At 57.1% G+C, this 19,847-nt stretch carries 17 protein-coding genes and 2 pseudogenes; 13 read left to right on the top strand and 6 right to left on the bottom strand.

Annotated features, from left to right (window positions below):
• Positions 1 to 146 precede the first annotated feature (146 nt).
• The 10 genes from NX84_RS06475 to NX84_RS06430 all read left to right on the top strand — a co-directional run bounded on the left by NX84_RS06475 (position 147) and on the right by NX84_RS06430 (position 6,667).
• The gene (locus NX84_RS06475) at positions 147 to 818 is read left to right on the top strand and encodes a 3'-5' exonuclease (RefSeq protein WP_039675497.1); all 672 of its coding nucleotides are present in this window, start codon (positions 147 to 149) and stop codon (positions 816 to 818) included.
• Positions 819 to 882: 64 nt separating this feature from the next.
• Complete coding sequence (locus NX84_RS06470; protein WP_039675070.1) at positions 883 to 1,398, top strand: ArsR/SmtB family transcription factor; 516 nt, start codon at positions 883 to 885, stop codon at positions 1,396 to 1,398.
• Positions 1,398 to 2,408, top strand: coding sequence for a serine hydrolase domain-containing protein (locus NX84_RS06465; RefSeq protein WP_039675068.1), 1,011 nt, complete (start codon positions 1,398 to 1,400; stop codon positions 2,406 to 2,408). The genes NX84_RS06470 and NX84_RS06465 overlap by 1 nt, the downstream gene beginning before the upstream one ends.
• A gap of 9 nt (positions 2,409 to 2,417) precedes the next feature.
• Entirely contained in the window at positions 2,418 to 2,681 is a 264-nt protein-coding gene (locus tag NX84_RS06460) for a hypothetical protein (RefSeq protein ID WP_039675066.1), read from the top strand.
• 441 nt (positions 2,682 to 3,122) lie between these two features.
• Positions 3,123 to 3,482: a Cd(II)/Pb(II)-sensing metalloregulatory transcriptional regulator CmtR gene (gene cmtR, locus NX84_RS12635; protein WP_060920947.1), complete on the top strand. Its 360-nt coding sequence runs from the start codon at positions 3,123 to 3,125 to the stop codon at positions 3,480 to 3,482.
• The gene (locus NX84_RS06450; protein WP_039675063.1) at positions 3,479 to 4,081 is read left to right on the top strand and encodes a cadmium resistance transporter; all 603 of its coding nucleotides are present in this window, start codon (positions 3,479 to 3,481) and stop codon (positions 4,079 to 4,081) included. Before cmtR ends, NX84_RS06450 begins: the two co-directional genes overlap by 4 nt.
• 508 nt (positions 4,082 to 4,589) lie before the next feature.
• The gene (locus NX84_RS06445) at positions 4,590 to 4,778 is read left to right on the top strand and encodes a hypothetical protein (protein WP_126297605.1); all 189 of its coding nucleotides are present in this window, start codon (positions 4,590 to 4,592) and stop codon (positions 4,776 to 4,778) included.
• Between the two features lie 45 nt (positions 4,779 to 4,823).
• Complete coding sequence (locus NX84_RS06440; RefSeq protein WP_231913682.1) at positions 4,824 to 5,072, top strand: FitA-like ribbon-helix-helix domain-containing protein; 249 nt, start codon at positions 4,824 to 4,826, stop codon at positions 5,070 to 5,072.
• Positions 5,069 to 5,464, top strand: coding sequence for a type II toxin-antitoxin system VapC family toxin (locus tag NX84_RS06435; protein ID WP_039675057.1), 396 nt, complete (start codon positions 5,069 to 5,071; stop codon positions 5,462 to 5,464). Before NX84_RS06440 ends, NX84_RS06435 begins: the two co-directional genes overlap by 4 nt.
• 72 nt (positions 5,465 to 5,536) lie before the next feature.
• Positions 5,537 to 6,667, top strand: coding sequence for an ATP-binding protein (locus NX84_RS06430; RefSeq protein WP_039675495.1), 1,131 nt, complete (start codon positions 5,537 to 5,539; stop codon positions 6,665 to 6,667).
• Positions 6,668 to 6,675: 8 nt separating this feature from the next.
• Here the strand turns inward: NX84_RS06430 and NX84_RS06425 are convergent, their stop codons facing one another.
• Positions 6,676 to 7,584 (bottom strand): uroporphyrinogen decarboxylase/cobalamine-independent methonine synthase family protein, encoded by a 909-nt coding sequence (locus NX84_RS06425; RefSeq protein WP_039675054.1) that lies wholly within the window; start codon positions 7,582 to 7,584, stop codon positions 6,676 to 6,678.
• 72 nt (positions 7,585 to 7,656) lie between these two features.
• On the opposite strand from NX84_RS06425, the gene NX84_RS06420 reads away from it, so the two are divergent.
• Positions 7,657 to 8,025 carry a PH domain-containing protein gene (locus NX84_RS06420; protein WP_039675052.1) on the top strand — a complete coding sequence of 123 codons (369 nt, stop codon included), beginning with the start codon at positions 7,657 to 7,659 and terminating at the stop codon, positions 8,023 to 8,025.
• Positions 8,026 to 8,027: 2 nt separating this feature from the next.
• Here the strand turns inward: NX84_RS06420 and mnmA are convergent, their stop codons facing one another.
• Positions 8,028 to 9,113 (bottom strand): tRNA 2-thiouridine(34) synthase MnmA, encoded by a 1,086-nt coding sequence (gene mnmA, locus NX84_RS06415; RefSeq protein WP_039675050.1) that lies wholly within the window; start codon positions 9,111 to 9,113, stop codon positions 8,028 to 8,030.
• A 104-nt stretch (positions 9,114 to 9,217) separates the two neighbouring features.
• Here mnmA and NX84_RS06410 point away from each other — a divergent pair, with 104 nt between their 5' ends.
• Complete coding sequence (locus NX84_RS06410; protein ID WP_039675048.1) at positions 9,218 to 10,060, top strand: spermidine synthase; 843 nt, start codon at positions 9,218 to 9,220, stop codon at positions 10,058 to 10,060.
• 23 nt (positions 10,061 to 10,083) lie between these two features.
• Here NX84_RS06410 and NX84_RS06405 read toward each other — a convergent pair whose 3' ends face one another.
• The gene (locus tag NX84_RS06405) at positions 10,084 to 11,238 is read right to left on the bottom strand and encodes a glycoside hydrolase family 25 protein (RefSeq protein WP_039675046.1); all 1,155 of its coding nucleotides are present in this window, start codon (positions 11,236 to 11,238) and stop codon (positions 10,084 to 10,086) included.
• Between the two features lie 198 nt (positions 11,239 to 11,436).
• On the opposite strand from NX84_RS06405, the gene NX84_RS06400 reads away from it, so the two are divergent.
• Entirely contained in the window at positions 11,437 to 11,811 is a 375-nt protein-coding gene (locus tag NX84_RS06400; protein WP_039675044.1) for a hypothetical protein, read from the top strand.
• A 615-nt stretch (positions 11,812 to 12,426) separates the two neighbouring features.
• Here NX84_RS06400 and NX84_RS06395 read toward each other — a convergent pair.
• From NX84_RS06395 to NX84_RS06385, 3 genes and pseudogenes are all read right to left on the bottom strand, one after another.
• Positions 12,427 to 12,747: pseudogene (locus NX84_RS06395) on the bottom strand (Panacea domain-containing protein); the annotation flags it as partial.
• A 420-nt stretch (positions 12,748 to 13,167) separates the two neighbouring features.
• The gene (locus NX84_RS06390) at positions 13,168 to 14,538 is read right to left on the bottom strand and encodes a hypothetical protein (RefSeq protein ID WP_039675042.1); all 1,371 of its coding nucleotides are present in this window, start codon (positions 14,536 to 14,538) and stop codon (positions 13,168 to 13,170) included.
• A 260-nt stretch (positions 14,539 to 14,798) separates the two neighbouring features.
• Positions 14,799 to 19,781, bottom strand: a pseudogene (locus NX84_RS06385) (DEAD/DEAH box helicase).
• Between the last annotated feature and the right edge of the window lie 66 nt (positions 19,782 to 19,847).

Below are 19,847 nucleotides of genomic sequence, written 5' to 3'. Positions count from 1 at the left end.
TAACCAGTGTAGCGGGGCCGCTGGACATGCCTGTGACCTGCAGTTGGTCATTCTGCAAGACTTCGTCCGTCATTCTGCAGGAGTCTGTTCGTCATTCTGCAACACTTCCACAGTGCATGTCCGAGCCGGGCGCTAGAGTGTTGTCCATGAACTTCGACGCCACCCGCATGCTCTCCTTCGACCTCGAGACCACCTCCGTGAACCCTAAAGAAGCCCGCATTGTCACCTCTGCCCTGGTGCGCATCGATGGGCGCGACGTCAATAGTCAGGAGATGCTCGCTGACCCAGGCGTGGAGATCCCGGAGGAAGCCGCTAAGGTTCACGGCATCACCACGGAGAAGGCTCGTGCCGAGGGCCGACCGCATGAGGACGTGCTCAAGGAGACGGTCGACGCCATCTATCAGGCCTGGGACGATGGTCTGACCCTCATTGTCTACAACGCCGCCTATGACTTATCAGTCCTGCGCGCGTTGACCGGGGACTTCACAGTGAACGGTCCGGTCTTCGATCCTTTCGTCATCGACCGCGTCAAAGACAAGTGGCGCAAAGGCAAGCGCACCTTGGGAGAGGTTTCCGCACACTACGGCGTGGAGTTGAGCAACGCACATGAGGCGACTGCCGACGCCCTCGCGGCCGCCCGCGTGGCATGGAAGCAGGTGCGTCAGCACTTCCCCGAGCTAGCCCAGATGGATACCAACGAGCTCATGGAGTATCAGGCCGTGGAGTGGTACAAGGACCGCGAATCCTTCAAGAAGTACCTGGAGGGCCGCGGGCGCGATGCCTCGGATGTCTCCACCGCGTGGCCGATGATCTCTTAGCGTCAACGCCCTATTTTCCGGTTGCCCCTTGCCAGGTTTCTAGAATTCTGGAATTCTAGAAACCATGGAAACGACAGTCGAAGCACGCCTCGCCGAACTCGAAGCACGCGTGGCCGCCCTCGAAAGCCGCACCAGCACCACCGACGCCACTTCCACATCACCGCCCCCAGAGAAAGAATCGACCTACTGGCTGGTCGAGGCCCTCGCTCCCAACCAGCAACTCCCCGACGGCTCCGTCATGTTCGGCGGCAACATTGCCTTGGGTAAACGCTCCTATGCCTATCAATGGCAACGCCCCACCACGTTCGTCACCGACGAAAGCTGGTCAGAAAATCTCGAGCGCCTCTCCGCACTCGCCCATCCGGTTCGCGGCGAAATCCTGCGCCGCCTTATCGCCGCACCTGCAACGGCCGCCGAGCTTGTCGACGAAAACATCGTCTCCTCCACCGGCACCGCCTATCACCACTTAAGCGCACTCACCCACGCCGGTTGGACCACCAAGTCCGGCGGCGAATATGCCATCCGCCCCGCCCGAGTTATCCCCCTTCTCACCATCATCACTGCAAGTGAGGACCACTAATGAACAACCGTGCCGTATCCAAGATTGCCCTAGCCATCATCACCTTCATTGCTGTTGCCGCCGTCCTCCTCGTTGTAGGGCCACAAAGAATTGCTCTGACACAAGACAAGACCGGCGACGAAGCCCTAGCAACCCAGCTGGAAGAGCACTCCGAATCCGGTTTCCACAACCTGACCGCCTTCACGCTTCACGACGGCAAAGCCACCTTCGCGGGACTAGGAAGCGATGAGCACACAGAGGTTGAAATCGGCTCCGTGACCAAAATGTTCACCGGCGAGCTGGCCCACCAGCTCGCCGAAGAAGGAAAGTTGAAGCCTGATACCACTGTGGGCGAGGTCCTCGATGTCGGCGATGCGCCCGTCGCTGACGTCACCGTGAGGGAACTTCTCGACCACACCTCTGGACTACCCCGGCTGGCAAGCACGAACCTCCTCAGCAGTCTCGCCTCGGGTGTCACCGGTTCGAACCCCTATGAAGGCGAGACTGTAGAGGACATCCTGGCTGCCGCCACGAAGGCCGAGCTGAAGAACCGCGGCGAAAAATCCTATTCCAATCTTGGCTATGGGCTCCTGGGCCACATGCTGGAGACCGCCGCCGGGCAACCTTATGAGCAGATGCTCAAAGAACGCATCTTCGAGCCTGCAGAAATGACCGAAACCTACCTCATGACGCCGGGCTCAGTGCCTGGCGACGCTCCACGGGGCCTCACCCCCACCGGCCGCCACGCGGAGCCTTGGGAGATGGACGGCTCCGCACCCGCAGGCGCTATCCGCTCCACGGCAAGTGACATGGCCAAGTTCGCCGAGTGGTTTATGGATAACGGCGATACAGAGTACGGCTGGGTTCCTAACGAAGACGGCCCAGGTTTCTGGCACAACGGCGGCACTTATGGCTATTCCACGATGCTCATCATCGACCCCGAGACCAAAGGCGCCGCCTTCGCTAACAACGATTCCTTCACCGGCACCGAAGACCTAGCCCAATCACTATTCGACGAGCTCGCATCCTAAGGAGAAACCGTGTTCCTCACCATCAGCATGATCATTATCATCGCCTCCCTCCTGTGGTCCGCATGGAAGGCATTTACCACCCCAGGGAAGACGGTCTACCGCGCTATTTCTGTAGCGATAACTGCCCTCGTCATAGTCTTGATCGGAAATGCCATGCCCTGGTATGACGGCCTCCACTTCTTCTGGTGGTACGGCCTCGTCGCCGCATGCGCTCTGTACGCCGGCGCGGTGGCTTGGCGGGCTATGGACTCGAAGCCCGCAAACACAATCTAATTCCTCCCGCAAACTGACGTTATGACTGCTCCCTCTCACCGCACGGTTCACATCTATAACATCGCCCCCACCGTAACTGCCACCCTTCAGAAGCGCGCTGGCGGCGCGAACCGTCGTCAAACCCCGAGGTGTCCCCGCTGCAAACGGGAATCGAGTCAAGGCTGCGGATGAGGTAGATAAGTTTGTTCGAGCCTTCCCAGTTCAAGATGATGAGGTCATCGAGTTTTGTCCCGTTCGGGTCATTGCGTCGGGCCTGAAAACCGATCTCGCGAACTACGCCAGGCAAGTGCGCAACTTAAATCTCGAGCTGGCGACGCTGCTTTCGCAACTTTGCCGGAATCTCTGCCATCTCTGCTACTTCCACTGCCTCTTGAGCAACGCACACAGCTGCAACGCTATCCGGAACTTGACTAGTTCAGCGATCACTGTATAGTTCAGTGCATGCTGACTATTGCTTCGCGTCTCGACGTGATGAACCGCCTGGGTCGTGCACTGGCCGACCCCACTCGATCCCGGATCATCTTGACCCTGCTCGACCATCCCGCTTACCCGGCGGAACTGTCCCGAGATCTGGACCTGACACGCTCGAACGTGTCCAATCACCTGGCATGCTTGCGCGATTGTGGGATTGTCGTCTCCGAGCCCGAGGGGCGTCGGACACGATACGAGATCGCCGATCCGCACCTGGCGCAGGCGCTGACCACATTGGTCGATGCCACCTTGGCAGTAGACGAAGACGCCCCGTGCATCGATCCCGCCTGCTCGCTTCCCGGGTGCTACGCAGCTGGGGAGGACACATGATCCTCACCTCGGTCTTGCAGGCGATAGGCCTGTTCGCAGCTACCAACATCGACGACATCATCGTGCTCTCCCTCTTCTTCGCGCGAGGGGCAGGCCAGCGCGGCACTACCGCCCGCATTCTGGCCGGCCAGTACCTCGGATTCGCGGGCATCCTCGGTGCCGCGGTTCTAGTGACCATGGGCGCCGGAGCATTCCTGCCCTCGACAGCCATCCCGTACTTCGGTCTAATCCCGCTGGGCCTCGGCCTCTGGGCTGCATGGCAAGCCTGGCACGGAGACGATGAGGACGATGACGACGAGGCCAAGATTGCCGGCAAGAAGGTTGGCGTGGGGACAGTCGCAGGCGTCACCTTTGCCAACGGTGGCGACAACATCGGCGTCTACACCCCTGTATTCCTCAGCGTGGAACCTCTCGCAGTAGTCGCCTACTGCGTTATTTTCCTCGCGCTCGTTGCGGTCCTGGTGGGCCTGGCAAAGTTCGTCGCCACCCGCCCCCCGATCGCGGAAGTGCTCGAACGCTGGGAGCACATCCTTTTCCCCATCGTTCTCATCGGCCTCGGCATCGCGATCCTCGTCAGCGGCGGAGCCTTCGGGCTCTGACGTAGCGACTGCGTTCCAAACGGCCCCGACCGGGCGCACCCCTCTCGGTTCAAACCCCAACAACTACCCGCAGCCAGTCCTGCGTGATCGCAGCAACAAGACCGCCATGGAACGCTACAAGACCCCGCCACCCAGCGAACGAAGCCACCACCGGCTGATCCTCAACAACGAGGACGAAGCCCGTGGCCTAGAGGTCGTGGGCGAGTGCCGAAATTGGGCCTAAAACGGCGTTGAGACCAAGAAAAAAATGACCCCTCCAAACGAAGGGAGTGGGTCATTTTTTCGTTCGCGGCTATTTTTTGGCTGGCAGGAGGTTTCGTAAAAAGATTGAAGTGGTTTCGTGAAAGCCCCCAAACGCGCCGCCTTCGCCAACAACGATTCCCTCACCGACACCGAAGACCTAGCCCAAGCACTATTCGACGGGCTCGCGCTCTAAGGAGAAACCGTGGTCCTCACTATCAGCATAATCGTTATCATTGCTTCTCTTCTAGGGTCCGCATGGAAAGCAATGTTGTCCTCAAAAACGAGCTCCCGCGTTATTTCCATCCTGATGAACACCCCCGCTGTCGCCGTTATCGGACTTGCCATGCCCTGGCATGACGGCCTCCACTTCTTCTGGTGGTATGGCCTCGTCGCCGCATGCGCTGTGTACGCTGGCGCGGTGGCCTGGCGGGCCGGCGAGGCAAAAAATCCCTAAGGTTATCCATAGTGCATGCATATTGCATGCACTATTATGGCGGGTATGACAAACCCGAAAACTATCAATGTTCAGATCCGTGATGTCAATGCTGACGTCGTCGACATTCTCAAAAAGCGCGCCGACCGTAAGGGCATTTCCCTCTCCAGCTACCTGCGAGAGACCCTTGAAAAGGTCGCTTCTCGCCCGTCCTTGGAAGAAAAGTTGGAAGAGCTTTCGCAGCGCGAACCCATTGAACTCAAGAAGGACTTTGACGTGGTGGCCGCAATACGTGAAGCACGGGACGCTTCATGACGTTGTTAGTCATCGATGCCTCCGCAGCGATCGAGTTCCTCTTGAGGCGCGATGCGCTTCAGCGACTTAGCACTGCTTACCCCGAGGCCGATTTTATTGCCCCGAGCCACATGCCTTTGGAGTGCCTCAACGTGTTGAAAAGGTTGGAGCGAGCAGAAGCAATCGACAGCGCTACGGCAAGCTTTCTAGCTAACGATGTCATGGAATTCAACATTGAGTTGATTAGCGTCGGTGACATCGCCAACCACGTTTGGAGCCGTCGACACACCTTCTCCATCTATGATTCAGCTTATGTAGCAGTGTCCAACATCTTCGAAGCTCCTCTTCTTAGTCGCGACACTCGGCTCATGGCCGCGTGGCCCAACTCGATCGACTTGGACGGCTTGCCTTAAGCACCAGAAGTCTCCCAAATCTCCGCACTTTATAAAGTCTCCTAAATCTCCCATTGCGCTACGATGGGCACCATGTCCCCACAAGAGAACCCCTTCCGCCCCACGTTCGGCGTTCCACCACTCTTTTGGGTTGGCCGCACGGCAGTGCTCGACACCTTCCGCTCCGCGCTCGACTCCCAGCCGGGAACACCCGGCCGCTCACTTATCATTAGCGGCGCTCGCGGCATTGGCAAGACGGTGCTCCTGAACGAACTCGAAGACATCGCCTCGAGCCGCGGGTGGATTACGTTGCGGGCATCTGGCCGCAGCTCCATGGTGGAAGAACTGGTCGATACCACCATCCCACGCATCATGGACAAGCTAGCCCCGGCAGACAAGCACAAGGTCAACCGCGTCGGTGTTGGCGGTTTGGCAACCATCGGCATTCAGCACAACATGGAAGAGGCCTTTAAACCCACGCTCAACACTCGCCTGCGCGAGCTTTTAGCGCTGCTCAAAGGCACAGGCGTACTGCTCACCATCGACGAGGTACAGGACGCGGACGCAGACCACCTTACGTCCCTGGCCGTGACCTACCAGGACCTCGTGCGCGATGAGCTCGACGTTGCCATCGTGGCCGCTGGTCTGCCGCAGGGCGTTAACCGCCTGCTGGACTTGCCTGGCGTGACCTTCCTACGCCGCGCCCAGAAGTTCGTTTTGGGTCCGCTCTCTCCTGCTAACGCCACCGTGGCGTTCACAGAAACTGCCGCGCACTCTGGGCTCGAATTCACTGATGATGCAGTGTCCGCCGCCGTGCACCTTTCCCGCGGCTACCCCTACCTAGTGCAGCTCGTCGGTTCGTTGGCCTGGGGCAGGGCGCAGCGTGGAGGTGGAAGCAGCATCGAGGAACGCGACGTCGCAGCAGTATCAGCCGAGGCGATCTCGGTTCTAGGCGCCCAGGTCCACCAGCCCGCTACCCTGGCGCTCCCGCCGGCGCAGCGTCTCTTCCTCGAAGCGATGAGCGCGGTCATGGAGGACGGCACGGCGGAAATCAAGAACGTCGCCGCGCACCAGGATCGGACGGTGCGCTCACTCTCGGCTACGCGCCAAAGGCTTATCGACGCCGACCTCATCGAACCCACTGCCCACGGCCAGCTCCAGTTCGTCATCCCATATATGGAGGCTTACTTCACTGCGACGGACAGCCTGGGACGAGTCGATTAAAAGCTGGGTTAAAGGTCACCGGCGTCGCGAATAAGGATATCGGCGGTCTCGGATACTGAGCGCAGGGTTCTAGCGGAAGCCTTGACCGGGTAGACGTCGAAATGATCGACGAGCAGCTCGCGTGGCATGCCGATGCGATCGAGGTGGCGGGCCAGCTCGATGGCCTCCGCACGGGCATCGGAACCCTTCATGCCTAGACCGATGCGGTGGCCAGCGCTTAAGTGCTCTCCCAAACCATCAAGGTGACGCGGGGTCTCTAGACCACGGAAATCCGTGAGGAAAGTGGTAGCTGCAGGTGCCACTGACCACAGCGGCGGGGCGTGCAGGTAATCCGCGTCGAAGGACTGCAGGAGGTCGAGCGCGACCTCATCGGGGACGGCGGGAATGGTGTCGAAGTCGGTGGTGCCAGGAATGCGCCCGGCCACAACGTCAGCGAGCAAGGGCTCGTCGAGTTGGACGACGACCTCCCCCTGGAAGCGGCGCGCGACATCCGCGGCGTGGGCGTGGACACCATGAAGCAAAGACTCGGCCAGCTCGTTAAAGGCGCCGCGGTCGGTGAGGACGCGGTGGCCGTCGGAAAGCTCAATGCTCGCCGCCAGCGACCAGGGGCCAAGTGCCTGCACCTTAACCTGGGGAACAGTCTCACCCCAGACCTCCTGGACCTCGTCGAGGTCGCGCTCCAAGCGGTCCCACGTGCGGCGCGTGAGAAGCTGCGGGCGCGCCGTCATGCGCCAGGAGCGCGGGCCGCGGTCAATGGAAATAGCCTCCAACATGCTGGCCGTGCGGCCCACCGCATCGGAGCCCAGCCCACGCTCGGGCAGCTGCGGGATGGCGGGAAGCTCGGTCTCCCCCATGATGATGTCCGCGGCCTCCGCCATCGACGTGCCGGGCATGGGGCCAAGGGCAAATCCAGTCAACTCATGTCCTCCTCAACATCCTCTATAATCCCACCATCAAGAAGGCTACAGTCACACAGAAAGGACAATGTCATGCCTCTAGAACAATTTACTGGATGGACTTTCTACTCTCCCTGCGAGATACCCAATGATATTCCAGCGATGCTGACTGCCAACGAGAAACCAGTTTGCGCTTTTAAGACGATTCGAGATGCAGCGGTCTTCACCACTCATCGACTAATTGTCCGGGATTCACAAGGACTTACAGGCAAGAAGGTCGAAGTCTATTCGCTCCCATATTCCGCCATCAATATGTGGTCGACCGAAAACGCGGGAAAGCTTCTCGATGTCAACGCAGAGCTTGAGCTGTGGACTCGTGCTGGCCACATCAAAATCAACGTTGGACCCAAGGTCGATATTCGGGCACTCGACCGACTCATCGCTGACTGCGTGCTTCGCTAGAACTACTCAGTCCCGCAAATCGTGCCAGAGCCCAGCACAATATCGCCCAGCTCGTCCGGGCTCGGCAAGTAGAGCACCGCGGCCTGGCCGCGTGCTACACCGGAGAGTGACTCGTTAAGCTCCAGCGTCATGCGGTCAGCCTCACGGTCCACGTGGGCGCGGCAGGGAACGACGGAGCCGTGGGCGCGCACCTGCACCTCGCAGTCGAAGTCACCATTCATCGCCGGGTGCAAGTACTTCAAACGGTCGGCCCCAATGCGGGTCACGGCCAGGTCTGCGCGCGATCCGACGGTCACTGTGCCGGTGGCGGCGTCGATGTCGGTGACGTAGCGAGGGGAGCCGTCCGCAGTCGGCGTCTTGATGTCCAAGCCCTTGCGCTGGCCGATGGTGTAGTTCCATGCGCCGTCGTGTTCCTTGAGTTCCTTGCCCTCAGTATCCACGATCATGCCGGGGCGCAGACCAATGGAACGGCCCAGGAAGGCCTGCGTATTGCCGTCCGGGATGAAGCAGATGTCATAAGAATCAGGCTTGGACGCAGTAGAGAATCCGTGGCGCTTGGCTTCCTCGCGGATTTGCGGCTTCGGAGTATCGCCAATCGGGAAGAAGCAATGGTCGAGCTCCTCCTTGGTGATGACACCCAACACATAGGACTGGTCCTTGTTCTCATCCAAGGAACGGCGCATGTAGCCTTCATCGTCGATAGTGGCATAGTGGCCGGTGGCCACCGCATCAAAACCTAAGGCCATGCCCTTGCGAAGCAGCGCCGCAAACTTGATCTTCTCATTGCAACGCAAGCACGGATTCGGGGTCTCACCGCGAGCATAGGAATCCACGAAATCCCCGATGACGGCTTCCTTGAACTCCTCGGAGAAGTCCCACACGTAAAAAGGAATGCCGAGCTTGTCGCACACACGACGGGCATCGGCGGAATCCTCCAAGGAGCAGCAGCCACGAGCCTTCTCACGGGTCTGCTGCGCATCCTTGTGCAGCGCTAGGTGCACGCCAATGACGTCATGGCCCGCCTCCACCGCACGCGCAGCGGCGACTGAGGAATCGACGCCGCCGGACATGGCTACCAGTACTCGCATGCTCTCCCCTTCTCGTTGCTTTGTCGTCCACCAAGGCTAGTCGCGGTGTACCTCATACCCCAACACGCGGACCACACAGCCTATTCCCTAAGCTAAGAGGCACTATGGGCAGAAAGCGCAACACCACCAATTCCATCGCGGGCACCTACGAGATATCCACCGGCGAGCTCGTCGTCGAGCCGGATCCTTTCCGCGACGGCGCCTTCATCCTCAATATCAACGGTGTGCCCTCCTCCCACCTCATCCCCGATGAGCCACGAACCCTCGAGTTTGAGTACATGCGCTGGATTGCTGCCGCGGTGGAGAACCTCGCTCCTGGCAAGCGCCTACTCCACCTGGGCGGCGGTGGCTGCTCGCTCCCCCGCTACTTCGCTGACCTGTGGCCGGATTCCCACAACACGGTGGTCGAACTCGACGCCAAGCTGGCCGAGCTCATCCGCGAGCTGGCCGATATCCCCTCTGCACCCCGCGTGAAGATTCGCGCCGGCGAGGCACGTGCCGTGACCGAAGGTTTCCCGCCGAACCGCTTTGACGTCATCATCCGCGATGTTTTCGCCGGCGCCGTCACGCCAGAACCGCTAACCACCACGGAGTTCTTCCAGCACGCCCACGCGACGTTAAGCCCAGGTGGACTCTACGTGGCCAACTGTGGTGACCATTCCGATCTTCAAGGCGCGAAGGCGGAGCTAGCCGGAATGGCGGAGGCCTTTGCCCACCTCGCGGTTATCGCCGACCCTCCCATGCTTAAGGGCCGGCGCTACGGCAACATCATTCTCATCGGCTCAGATACCGAGCTACCTGCGGACGGCTCCCCCGAAGCCGCCGCCCTAGCCAAGCCGCTACTCTCTGGTGCGGTGCCTGCACACTTCCGCGACGAATCCTGGACCCGCCGCTTCTTTACCGGCGCGAGCCTACGCCACGACGCCCCGGAGGGCGTGGAGAGTTAAGGACACTCAAGCCCTAAAGAGACTTAGCCCAGGCTCTTGAGCAGGTCCGCCACCTGCTTGGAATCAAATGCCGGGATGTCCACACCCGCGGCGTGACCAACACTGCGGGCGGCACGGCTGGCATACTCTACGTCCTGCTCGCTGACGTTGTTGGCATCAAAGTCCTGCAGGTGCTGCGCGTTATCCAAGAAGATTGCCAGGTCGCCGACGGTAGCGTCGTTGTGTGCCAGGTCCTTGAGGTCGTCGGTGCTAATAGCGCCAGTGTTGAGCAGCTTCTCTGCCTGCTTCACAAGCCCGGTCGGATCCACTTCCAAGCCCGCATCCTTCGCGGCATCAGCCACGGCAGGAACGGCGGCCGCACCTGCTGCCAGCGCCAGGATTCCGGCAATCAGCACGCCGGCGTCATCACCAAGGTCCACGCCCGGAATGACCAGGTCATCCAATATGCCACCGAAGTCAATGTAATTGCCACCGGAGAAGGAATGCAGCTGAGTCTCAGTACCGTTGAAGAGGTTCAGGTCAACGTCGGTCTCAATGCCGGCCACTCGCCCAGAACCCGAGCGCTGCCAGAAGGCCAGCTTGTCCCAGCCGCCGACCGGGTCTGGCGCGGTGTCCTGGTAGGCCGCCAACCACAGCGGGTACTCGGAGAAACGCGAGGTGTTACCCATCTCGCCCATCCAGAAGTACTTGTAGGTGTACAGCATCGGCGTGCGGCCAGTCAGGGACTTCACCTCCGTCATGAAGGTATCAATCCAGTCAGCAAGCTGGTCGGCATTCAGCCCCTCATCAACCTCAATGTCGAGCACCGGCGGAAGGGTCTGCGTCGGCACCAGCGCAATCTGGGAGGCAAAGCTAGCCGCCTGCTGCTTGGCATCCCCTGCCGGGCGGGCGTAGTGGTAGGCGCCAACCTTGAGCCCAGCAGCAGCTGCGGCGTTGGCGTCCCGCACGAAGTGGGAATTGACAAACCCGATACCTTCTGTGGCCTTAACGAAGGCATAGGACTGGCCATCTGACTTCACGGCATCCCAATCGATTCCGCGCAGGGACATGTGGTTATTGCCGGAGACATCCACACCGGAAGGTGCGTAGGACGGGATGGCAACAGCAGTGGAAACGGATAAAGCAACGGCCGCTACTGCGGTAACGGCGGCGGTAACAAGGCGACGTGCATGGCTCATGCGCGCCACACTACCTCCGCTTTAACACCAATCACTGAAACAACACGCGAAACACTAAACGCTTTTGTCACATCACTGACGCCACTCCCCAGAGCCTCGCCGTGCAGCACCGCCCGCTGCTACACTGCGGCTCAACCTCGCCACCACACATTCTGGCAATGGCAACACCAGACACTGACGCCGACAAAGGACAGCGCCATGGAACAGCACACCGCCGAGCCCAATCGCCCCGAAGAGCAATCACCGGAAAGACGACGTGGCTTGGCACGATTCTTCAATGAGACGCTTGCCCTCAAAGGCACTATTGTCGTTCTTTGCGGCTGGGCGATTGGATACGGTTCACTCTTCATCGCGGATCTCGTTGGTGACGACGCGTCATTCCTCTTCGGCTTCCTAGGCCTTTTCATCCTTATCGGTCTGCTCTTGGCAATGTTCGTCCTAACACCGCTGTTTGCCTTCCTAGCCTTGGCTGCACTGCTATCCGATGATCCAGCGCGCAAGAAATCCGGCACCATCACTCTCGTACTCTTAGCTGTGGCACTGGTCCCCATCATCATTCACTACAGCAAGTGATTGGGCAGTGCTTGGCGACGCACCTCCGAAAGGTGCAGTTATCAAGAGTTAGAGTTTCGACAATGACGACAGTAGGCGCGAGGCGCCGAGGACTCTCCCGTTAAGTGTGTCGTTTCTTGACCGGATAAACCTTGTGCTCTGGGTCGTACCAGAGCACACGAAACAGGCTTCCTGATCGGAACCCCCACAACCGGCAAGCTCCACTCAATCTAAAACGGAAAACTCGTTCTTCATTTTGATCCAGCTGTCGTAGTCGATTCTGCGCAGCTTTACTCAATTCGTTGATTGCGTGGTCATGGTTTCGCCGGTGACCCTTGGTCCCTTCGTTTTCACACTCTGCCCAAGTCTTCTTAGTTAGATCATCAAGGAACCTAAGTAGTTCCACTGTCTCGTTGGCACTCAAATCCCATCGGCATCCGTCAGCAGCACCGGGAACTTCGTCTATCTCCCTAGCCGTCCAACGAACTAATTCGTTCTTATAAGAAGCATCTTGTGTTGCGCTCACCGGAACCTTTTTATCGTCAGCCGTGGCAACCACTGGAGGCACGTACTTTCCACCAGCGTTTTTCCGTTGGCGCGCAAGTTTCTTCTTCTTACGCTTTCCGCTGCCCATCGTTACGCACTGGCAGCAGATTGCATGGCACTGTAGAAGTCTTGCATGACGTCTGGGCTAACTTCGTTCGTGGAGGGAGCGCCGTCTGCAACGCCTGCGCGGGCCTCTCGCCACGGACGTTCATTATGCGATAAATCGCTCAACTGTTGACCATTCAAGTGACCGTAGGCAGCTAGAACTGCATCAATGGTGTCTTTCTCGTCGGCGGTTAGCTGAGTAGAGTCACCGGGAAACATGTCAGTGCTCGCGGTGAATTCTCCGCGGTGGCACCGATAAAGGTCACGGCAAACAGGACCGTTAGCCCATGCCTCTATGCGGGAATTGAAAAGCGGCCTTTCGCCCTACACAAGGCTCCATGCTTGGGCGTAGTAAACGAGCTTCTGGAGCTTCATAGTGCTTACGCCAGAATCAACGTTTTCCAGAATGTAACGAGCTACATCGTTGACGCGCGCCATATCCAGCTCCTTTCGCCCTGTCCTGTTGCATGTTTCTACCTTTTATTTTCAATTATCTACCAAAAGTGCGCGTGCTCTAACAGATACACGAGAAGCCTCGTGTGCTTCCCCCCGATCGGTGAGGCTCAGGCTAATAGCCTACTCACTTTACAAACATCACTTGACTTCTCGTTAACAGAACACGGGTTGTGGGTACAAAGAGGGTATGACTAAGTTAGCTGGCTAAGTGTGAGCAGATCAACCTTAACGATTTTTCACTAGTCAGACCCGAGAGCGCCAAGTTGGAGCCTAGTCTCCATGTCCTTCTTCAACATCACTGTTTTGATCACTAGTATCCAATACATCTACATCCGCGTGATTCCAACGGAAGCTACTATTCGCTTTAGTTAACCGAGCGCTTTCCTGCTTCCATTCCTCGTCCGCCAACAGAATTGCCCAATTGTCATTATCTAATTCATCCTGCGATTTCGGATAGAACTCTTCAATGTTGGTTATACGGCTCCAGGTGTAGTCCATAATCGGATTGTGGGGGTCGACTTGGAAACAACACCAGGCTCTAAGCCAGTTAATGCCTTGTTCTGCCGTACGCACGATTTCTGCAAATTCAGGATAATCATTATCGGCATGCTTGATCCCTTTGTAAGCGGTGTTAAATCGGCTAGCCCATTGCGCAGGATGCAACATTGCAATCCTTGGCATGCTAAGGCATATCCGTTTTAGATAGACAGGAAAGCAGTTAGCTACTGTTCCCCGCTCTACTTGGCCAGGGATTCTGTGTCCGAATTCCTCTACCGCAACTGCTACATTTAACAGCCGATTCTCCCAAGAGATCTTTTCGGATAAAGCTCTTTTTAAAGCATCGACGCCGGGCTTATTATTTGCCCAGAACTCTAGCCAGTGGGAAAGAACTTCGGGGTTTTCCGTGGAATAGTGGATTAGCGCCTCAGGATTTCGACCTTTTTCTATATCAAGCAGAGAATCCTCGTTACCTAATGTTTCGACTCTACACTCCTTCCAATAGTCAGGATCGATTGGTCGATGATTGAGGTCAAGTACTGGATTGCTACTCGAGCTAACGCTTCGCTCAGAAAAACCAATAGGTTGACCATATATGATCGAAAGAAAGTCGAGAATTGCGGAATGTTCCCCAAACGCAACATCACGTTCTTCTGGCTTCTCCAGCTTTGTGATAATTCGAGCAATGCTAAATGCCTGTAGCCCCTTGCCCATTCCGATTGACTCAGTACGTGCTTCAATAACAATCCGGTGGTTCAACTGTCCCTTAAACGGAATTGTCTTCGGCTTTTTGAGATTGATCGCCAGCCAGTTTTTATCGTCTCTGTAATCGGAATCGATAAGCTCTGTACACTCCGGCATCCAGTTACGCAACATCGGCACGTACGAGACAACCTCAGATGCGTTCTCCCATGTCCTGCCATTTCCATCGAAGATCAATTGTTGAGGTCGCAGCTCCCACCGCTCAACTCCCTGAAATGGCCCCGCACCCTGCACCTGAATTGTCCAGCAATTTGCTACCTCGACTTGCCCCAGTTCGTCTACAAAAAGGAAGTCAAATGAACGGTTCCAGGTGCCACGGGGATTAACCGAACCCGTCCAACGTTCCTTAGACTCGGCATATTCCGAAACCAGTGAGATCACACACTGACCACCCTGTCGTGATAGCGATGCTGAAATTGGCGCATGTCCATCTGAGATGATCCAACCTTGCCGATCCCGACCTGCGGTCAAAACGTTATTGGTTTTCAATTCCCAGCCAATCCGAAAGTAGTTTCATCAACCCTGCAAAATGGGCAACCCTAATTTTAGCCATGTTCCTCAACTAACTGTTCATAATTTGTCTGCAAAAGACACTGAGAGTGCAGATTTACCATACATCTTGTGGACAATTTGGCTCCCGACTACTTGGAATTCAATCCATCCACAATCCGTACCGTCTCCATCGCCACGCGCACCACTTTCCCAATGAGGTCCACGATGTAGCGCGGGTTGCCCACCTCGTCAGCCCAATCATTCGGGTCGTTGACGATGCCAGAGGCCTTATCTTTCTTGACCTGGTAACGGTCAATCAGCCAAGCGACAGCTGAGCGCGAACCCAGCATGTACTCATCCGCCTCGGCCGGAATGCCAGCAATGGTCACGCGCTTGTTGTAGATCAGCTTGGTCACGTCATTGACGTTCTTTCCCGTCTCCAGGTTCTTGCGCTTGGCTCACTTCATCTTGAGCACGCGCCATGTCTCACGGTCGGACTCATCACCCTTGACCTGAATATCCAGCGGCCATGGCTCCACGTCCTCGTAGCCCACGTGCAGGTCCATCAACTCCTGGCCCGCAGCAGCAAACTTGTCGAACTCCGCACGCGAGGATGGTGTCTCAATATGCGGCAGCATCTTTTTTAAGTCAGCCGCGTACTTCGTGCGGTAGCCGGGGTCATGCAGCTTGCCGTAGACAAAGTGGAAGATGTCATCACCCGTGATGTCAGCACCCAGTGCATCACGGTAGAGAGCCTTAATCTCATCCGTAATGTTATCCACGCGCACGTAGCCGTCAACGACCTCACCCACCTTGCCATAGATGCTGGCCTCGCCCTGCTTAGCGACGCTGCCCTCACCAAACAACCCACCATCATCGGCGGAGACGGCGGCCCAGGTGAAGCGGGGAAAGAATTGGCCAGTGTATGTGAAGAACGACAAATCAGGCATGAGACCAGTTACCAACACAGCGAAGTTTGCTGCACCCCGTGGAGCCATCACTACGAACCCAATATTGCAATGCTCTGGGGTTGGGAACATAGATGGGAGTTGGTATCGCTCATGATTTAGCATTGAGTCAAAGTAGACATGTTGCGAACAAAATGGTCGATAAAGACCCTGCACTAATTTTTCGGAGTCAAACTTAAAAATTTCGTTCCGATACACCGAGTTTCTTAGAGAACGACTCCACTTGATCCGCTGTCCATCGGAAAACGTCGGATTCTGTTTTAGGAAGTCATTAACCAGCAATTCGCCCTTTGCCCTTCTTCTGTCTTCCTGGAGTTGGAAAACGGAGCGGGCTTCTTCAAAAGCGCGTCCAAATCTTTGCAGTTGGCTTTCGAGCTGAACTCGGTTGAAAGAATAGACCCATGAATCACGATTAGTTTGTAATCCTGCGGAAAAGGAGTTAAAGATTCTTGGGGATGTTCCTCTCTTTTCTCCGATAATAGGCCACGTTGCAAAGTCTTTTGAGCGTTGAGTTAGCCAATCCCCTTCTTGGTTCGGAACAATCGACTGCCAATTCAAATTTCCGACAGTTGCATTAACTAGTTCTTCAATCTTCTCCGCCTTTGACGCATAATCCGGTGAAGCTACATAATGCAATTCAAACGGCTTTTGGCTTGCATCCTTGACACCGATGGCAATAGAAATTCCTACTCGAATGTCGAAAACATTTCCGCCTTCCCTCTTCGCGACATCTCCGGCAGTGCGAGAATTACCCCTCAGGTTGAATATGTAGAGGTCAGTGAAATCCTTTGCCATGGACAAACGAATACCGTCACCGGTGTTTCCATCAAGCCAACCATTATTCGTGACAAAAACAACTACACCCTGATCTCCAATCCTGTCTGTTGCCCAACGGAAGGCACGAAGGTAGGAATCATAAAGTGAGTTCTTATTTGTTGCGGTGGACCTAGCAGCATAAGTTTCCGAGATCCGCGCATCTAGACTTGGATACTTGCGATTGGCATTGAGGTCATTGGCGGACTTTTGACCAACTGAGTACGGCGGGTTACCAATCACCACGTTGATTGGTGCCTTCTTCTGACGCTCGATTGTCTCGTTGTTCTCACGGAAGATGTTGAGGTCCGGGATGTCGCCTTCCTCGTGGATTTGGAAGGTATCGGCTAGTGCGATGTTGGTGAAGGGCACGTACTCCGGTGCGGGTTCACCATTGCGCAGCGCTGCTTCCTCGCGCAGGGCGTTGTATGTGGTCTCAATGTTGACGGCAGAGACATAGTAGGCCAGCAACATAATCTCGGTAACGAAAAGTTCGTTGGCGTACTTGCGGGCGAGATCTTCCGGCTTGATGAGGCCGGACTGTAGGAGACGAACCGTGAAGGTGGAGGTTCCGGCAAACGGGTCGAGAATGCACACGCCCTCGTCGGTCAATCCCTTACCGAAGTGCTTCTTGGATACGTCATCGGCGGTGCGCAGGATGAAGTCAACAATTTCAACTGGGGTGTAGACGATGCCGAGGGCTTCGGATTGCTTCTTGAAGGCCTTGCGGAAGAAGCGCTCGTAAAGTTCCTTGATGACCTGCTGTTTGCCGGAGGCAGAGTTCACCTCAGAGGCGCGGACGCGGACGGACTCGTAGAACTTCTCCAGGGACTCGGTTTCGGTATCGAGGTTCGCCTTGGACAATGCCTTGACCATCTTCTCCATAACCTGGGCCACGGGGTTGTGGGTGATGAAGTCATGATTCTCAAAGAGGGCGTTGAAAACCGGTGCTGTAATGAGGTGCTGCGAGAGCATCGAGATGGCGTCTTCTTCGCTGATGCCATCGTTGAGGTTGTTGCGCAAACCTTCGACGAAGCTGTCGAATTCTGTGCGCAGGTTTCCATCGGCGCCGTCGAGTAGCGCCTTGATGCGGGTGATTTGGTTCTCCGCGATGGTGGCGACGTCGTCTGCCCAGTCCTCCCAGTAGGTGCGAGTGCCGACCTTGTCCACCAGCTTGGTGTAGATAGCTTCTTGCCACTGCTCCAGTGAGAACAAGGCAATCTGCTGGGTTACTGTCGAATTATCCGTCAACGGCTCTGTCGACTTAGTCTGATCCGCCTCTTTGAGCTTCTCAGCATCGCTTTTCTCGTCGTCCCCTGGGACGTGAACGACGTCAATCGGCAAGTCTTCCTGTCCGGCCGTGCCGTTGAGGGCGATGGAATTAATCTTCGCGTTGAAGCGGTCATCGTGGGCGCGCAGCGCGTTGAGGATTTGCCAGACCACCTTGAAGCGCTGGTTGTCGTTGAGTGCTTCTGCTGGGGAGACGTTGCTGGCTACGGCGACGGGCAGGATGATGTAGCCGTAGTCCTTGCCCTCAGACTTGCGCATGACGCGGCCGACGGACTGGACCACGTCCACCATGGAGTTGCGGGGGTTAAAGAAGATGACGGAGTCTAGCGCGGGAACGTCAACGCCTTCGGACAAGCAGCGCGCGTTGGTAAGCATGCGAGACTCGTGCTCCCCTGCTGGGGATTCCAGCCAGGACAGCCTTGTGCCACGCTCCATGGCGTTCATGCCGCCGTCGACGTGCTGGGCGGCGACGTTAAGGTCGACGTTGGTCAGGGAGACGTCGTTAAGCACTGCCTTTTCTTTGAGCAGTTCTTGGTGGGTGCCGATGAGCGAGGGGTAAGTCTCCGCAATGAGTTGGGAGGTCTTGATGTCCTTGGCAAAGGCCACCGCGCGCTGCATGGGCTGGGCGTCCTCCTCGAAGCCGCCCTTCTTGCCTTGCAATTCGCCGGAGCGCTTGGCCAAGCCGTTCCAGGCGCCGATCATGGCAGACGCCAAAGAGAGGTTGACCTGGTTGTTCTCACTGTGAGCCATGGCTTGGGCAGCCACGGATTCATCCACGGTCATGACAAGCACCTTGTAGTCCGTGAGCAGGCCCTTGTCCACGGCCTCACCGAAGCCGAGGCGATAGAACTCTGGGCCGTAGATGGCTTCATCATCCATGGAGGCCAGTTCCGCGGAGTGTTCTTCGGCTTTGCCCTTGACGGCTTCGTCGTAGAGGCGCGGGGTGGCCGTCATGTAAAGGCGCTTGGAAGCCTTGATGTAGTCGGCATCGTGGACGCGGACGAAGTTGCTGGCGTCCTCACCGGCCAAGGTGATGCCAGTGGTGCGGTGGGCTTCATCGCAAATGACGAGATCGAAATCATCGAGGCCCACCTGCTGGGCCTCATGCACCGCCTGGATGGACTGGTAGGTGGAGAAGACGATGTTGAGGCCCTTGGCACGCTTGCCGGATTCGAAGCGCGTCGTGATGTCCTTGCCTTCAGTGGAGACTGGGACCTCAAGGTCATAAACAGCTATGTCCTCGGCCTTCTTGGAGACCTTGCTATCGGAGCACACCGCGAAGGCGCGCATGTCGAGGCGGCCCTGGGCGGTCCACTCCTTCAGGGTTTGGGAGAGCAAGGAAATAGACGGCACGAGGAAAAGGATGCGGGCTTTGCCGCCGTTGTCCTCAGCGACGCGCTCCGCTAGGCGCAGGGCGGTAAAGGTTTTGCCGGTACCGCACGCCATGATGAGCTTGCCGCGGTCATGGGTCTTAAACCCTTCGATGGCTTTGTCGATCGCCGCCTGCTGGTGCGGGCGGGGCTCAAAAGTCTCGCGTTGGGAGAGGTTGATTTGGATGGTCTTATCGCGTACCTCTGAGCCAGGGAAAGCCACATCCCAGTTGATGGGTGACTCCGCAATCGCGGAGATGCCAATGCGGCTGGTCGGAATAATCTGGTTGGCTAGGGCATCCTCCGCGTGGGAGGACCAGTGATCCGTGGTGGAGATAATCAGGCGGCTGCCAAAGTGCTGGCGGCCTTCTTCGGTGTCAAAAGAATGCCCGGAAGCCTCGAAGAAGGAATCCAGGTGGGACTTCTGGATGCGCGCCTTGGAGTCATAGAATTTGCACTGGATGGCGGTCCATTTGCCGTCATCCACGCGGCGAGCTACCAGGTCAATGCCGGTATCTGCCTTACCACCGTTGTAGCGCCAATCCGTCCAGCGGCAGACCTCATCGAATTGGTTCTTCAAGGTCGGGTCGGTCTTGAAATAGTTGACCATCAGCTTCTCAAAGGCAATGCCATATTTGGCCTTTGGTTGGTTTTCACGCAGCTGTTCTAGGACCTCAGAGAACTTCGACATGACAACATTGTGCCTGATGGGCTATCGGCTCCGTGGCACAACACCGAAGATTGCGAAACGCATTTG

Origin of the sequence: Corynebacterium minutissimum (assembly GCF_000805675.1) — a bacterium.
Classification (GTDB): domain Bacteria; phylum Actinomycetota; class Actinomycetes; order Mycobacteriales; family Mycobacteriaceae; genus Corynebacterium; species Corynebacterium minutissimum.
This window is presented reverse-complemented; position numbering and strand designations above follow the sequence as displayed.